Annotated in this window: 4 protein-coding genes; 3 read left to right on the forward strand and 1 reads right to left on the reverse strand. The window is 42.3% G+C overall.

Going from position 1 to position 3,520, the window contains the following annotated elements:
* Positions 1-756, reverse strand: a 756-nt coding sequence (locus QZY09_RS01250; protein ID WP_295667121.1) for a S41 family peptidase, incomplete at its 3' end; no start/stop codon positions are given.
* 184 nt (positions 757-940) lie between these two features.
* Between QZY09_RS01250 and murQ the strand changes: the two genes are divergently transcribed.
* The 3 genes from murQ to QZY09_RS01265 all read left to right on the forward strand — a co-directional run bounded on the left by murQ (position 941) and on the right by QZY09_RS01265 (position 3,380).
* Complete coding sequence (murQ, locus tag QZY09_RS01255) at positions 941-1,747, forward strand: N-acetylmuramic acid 6-phosphate etherase (RefSeq protein WP_295667124.1); 807 nt, start codon at positions 941-943, stop codon at positions 1,745-1,747.
* Between the two features lie 148 nt (positions 1,748-1,895).
* Positions 1,896-2,462 carry a hypothetical protein gene (locus QZY09_RS01260; RefSeq protein ID WP_295667127.1) on the forward strand — a complete coding sequence of 189 codons (567 nt, stop codon included), beginning with the start codon at positions 1,896-1,898 and terminating at the stop codon, positions 2,460-2,462.
* Between the two features lie 186 nt (positions 2,463-2,648).
* Complete coding sequence (locus QZY09_RS01265) at positions 2,649-3,380, forward strand: Bax inhibitor-1/YccA family protein (protein WP_295667130.1); 732 nt, start codon at positions 2,649-2,651, stop codon at positions 3,378-3,380.
* Positions 3,381-3,520 lie beyond the last annotated feature (140 nt).

The raw sequence follows: 3,520 nt of genomic DNA on the forward strand, positions 1-3,520 counted from the left end.
AAGCGACGTAGCTGCACTAAGATATCCGCCGCCGTTTTCCCTGATATCAAGCACCAGTTTTTTTAAGCCACGGGCCTTTAATTTAGTTAAGGCGTCCCTGAAATCAGCATCCGTTGTTGAGGCAAACTTGCTTATTTTGATATAACCGGTTTCGGGGTTGATCATATACGCGGCGTCAAGGCTGCTCAGATCAACATGCCCCCGTTGGATACGATATGTTTTCAACGTGGAATTGTTGGCAGTGAGCACCAACATTGATATTTGAGTAAGAGAATCGCCTTTTAAAGTTTGGTCAACCTTTTTAGCGGTAAGTTTTGTGCCAGAAAACTTTTTTTCGTTAACGCTAATGATCTTGTCACCGGGTAAAAGTCCTGCAGTTGATGCCGGTCCGCCGCTATAAACCTGTGTCACTACCAGTGTGTCGCGCAGGATCTGGTATTCAAGGCCCACCCCGTTAAACCCACCATCTAAATTTTCGTTGATTGATTGCGCTCTTTGTGGCTGAAGGTAAAGCGAGTGGGGGTCAAGCGTTTGCAGTACGTTATTTACGGCCACGCCCTCAAGGCTGTCCTCGTTTACAGAATCGACGTAGTTGTCTTTTACAAGCCTTAAAACGCTGTTGATTTTATTGTTGCTTTTGAGCGAAAAATTGAGGCCATTGCCCGACAGGTTATTATCTGCTAAATAAAAGCCAATAGCTGTTCCTATCAACAGCAATATCATCGACCTGAATATTATAGCCCCCGCATTCTTCATACCAGTATTGTTACTACAAAGTTAATAATTGTTGTTAAGGTAGTGGCCTGTTAGATACTGAATTAAATAAAATTTCAATCGTATGGCAATCTTTAGTCATCATTGTGAAAATTTCAGAAGGAAAACCTCCGCCTGATTTCTCAACATTTTTACCGAATTTTGCCTGAAATTTATTTATTCCTCCATGGATAGGACTACAGAAAGGGACTCCAGGTTTAACGACCTTGAAAAAATGACAGTTAAGGAGATCCTAAAGCATATTAACGAAGAGGATCGTACCGTTCCCCTGGCCGTTGAAAAAGCATTGCCACAAATTGAGTCGCTCGCTACAGTCACTGCAGAAAGAATGAAAGCAGGGGGGCGGCTTTTTTATATCGGTGCAGGCACCAGTGGTCGCCTGGGCGTGGTTGATGCTTCTGAATGCCCGCCTACTTTTGGCGTTCCGTTTGATAAAGTGGTGGGCATTATAGCGGGAGGCGATGGCGCTATCCGTAAAGCGGTTGAATTTGCCGAAGATGACGACATGCAAGCCTGGGAAGACCTTTTGGCATACGATATCAATGAAAAAGATGTGCTGCTTGGCATAGCAGCCTCAGGTACTACGCCATATGTGGTGGGTGGATTAAAAATGGCCAACGAACACCATATTGTAACCGGTTGTATTGTTTGTAACAGCGGCAGCCCGGTGGCAGCAGCTGCAAAGTATCCTGTTGAAGTTGTCACCGGACCTGAATTTTTGACAGGTTCAACCCGGATGAAAGCCGGCACGGCACAAAAACTGGTGTTAAATATGCTGAGTACCTGTGTAATGATCCAGTTAGGCAGGGTAAAAGGTAATAAAATGGTGGATATGCAGCTATCAAACGATAAATTGGTTGACCGTGGCACAAAAATGGTAATGAAAGAAACAGGTTTGGATGAGCACACCGCAGCCGGATTATTAAAAGAACACGGCAGCGTTAGAAAAGCGGTAGAAGCATATAAGATTTGATGTGCAAATGTGCATATGTGCAGATGTGCAAATGATGAGGAAATAAACTGATTGGTTAGAAAATGGATGTAAGTTAGCGAATTGCTGATGTAAATGGTTGGGTTTTAAAATCTGCACATTTGCACATCCGCACATTTGAAATTAAAGAATGCACGAAATAGAACCATATTATAAATGGCGCGACGACTACATTGCTGCGGAAGATGAATATTCGCCTTTTTATGCAACTGAATACAGCGAGTTTGAGTTTGATAAGCAGGTTTACAATTACCTGCTGCACCCGCAATGGGATGCACTCGGCTCAAATACCTTGTATTTAAAAGTACTGTTTGTTGATTACGACCGCGGTTATTCGATCATAGAATTTATCGGAGAGTGGAATGATGCGATCAATAATGACATCATGATGCTGAAAAGGGAAATTTTGGATCTGATGACCGATAGCGGCATCAGGTATTTTATCCTGATTGGCGAAAATGTATTGAATTTCCACTCATCCGACGATTGTTACTATGAAGAATGGTTCCAGGACGTAGAAGATGGCTGGATTGCCGGCATCAATTTCCGCGAACATGTAATAGATGAATTTAAGCGAAACAATATCGATTACTACATCAATTTCGGTGGCGTATTGGACGACCTGGGCTGGCGCGCATTAAAACCTGTACAGGTATTTAAAAAAGTGGAAGAGCAGTTGGTACGGCGGTTAGGGTAGGGGGAGAAGTCCGAAAGTCCGAAAGACGAAATGGGATAAACCAGGGACTTTTAAGATCAGGATTTTAATCTTCCGGACTTTCGGTCTTTTCCGACTTTCGGACTCCCGCTAAACTTTTTCTCAATTTGGTCGTCTTAAATATCAACTCTAATAATTAAATTTGTATAAATAAATTTTAAAAGAAAAATGGAAATAAATAAACCTGACTATGTTTATGACAACATAGTCCAAATAAATGACACCGACGCATCTCGGAAGTTTTTGGCAAATGTGTTTATGTGGATGTTTGCGGCGTTGGGTATTTCAGCAGTGATGGCTTTTATGTTTAACAGCAATCTGTCATTAGAAGAACTTGTTCGCGATCCCGCTACACTTCAACCCACCGGTTTAGGTGTCCTGGCGATGATTTCGCCTTTGGTTTTTGTATTGGCGATGCGTTTTGGATTAAACCGGCTATCGTATGGAGTACTTGCTTTAATATTCATCGCTTATGCTGCTGTGACTGGCATTAGTCTTAGTGTCATTCTGGCAATTTATACTGCGTCCTCTGTATTCAGCGTATTCTTAACGTCTTCCATAGTATTTGGAATTATGGCTATTGCCGGTTACACTACTAAAACTGACCTTACTAAATTTGGTTCAATTTTAATCATGTTTTTGATTGGTATTGTCGTTGCCAGTCTTGTAAATATGTTTTTACATAGTTCCGGCCTGCAAATGCTGATCAGCTATATTGGCGTGGCCGTGTTCGTTGGGCTCACCGCTTATGATGTACAGAAATTGAAAAACATCGGTGCAGGTTTAGCTTATGGCGATGCCACTGCCTCAAAAATGGCTCTAATGGGTGGTTTAACCCTTTACCTGGATTTTATCAACCTGTTTCTGATGTTGCTGCGTATTTTCGGCAGAAGAAGATAACAGAATACTAATTTCAAAAAAAGCTGTCTCCAATTATTGGAGGCGGCTTTTTTTGTGGCCTCACCCTGCCCTCTCCAAAGGTGAGGGTTGAAAAAGAGCGAAGTTAAAGTCCTCTCCTTTGGAGAGGATTTAGGTGAGGC

This window comes from uncultured Mucilaginibacter sp. (assembly GCF_903913935.1).
Lineage (GTDB): Bacteria > Bacteroidota > Bacteroidia > Sphingobacteriales > Sphingobacteriaceae > Mucilaginibacter.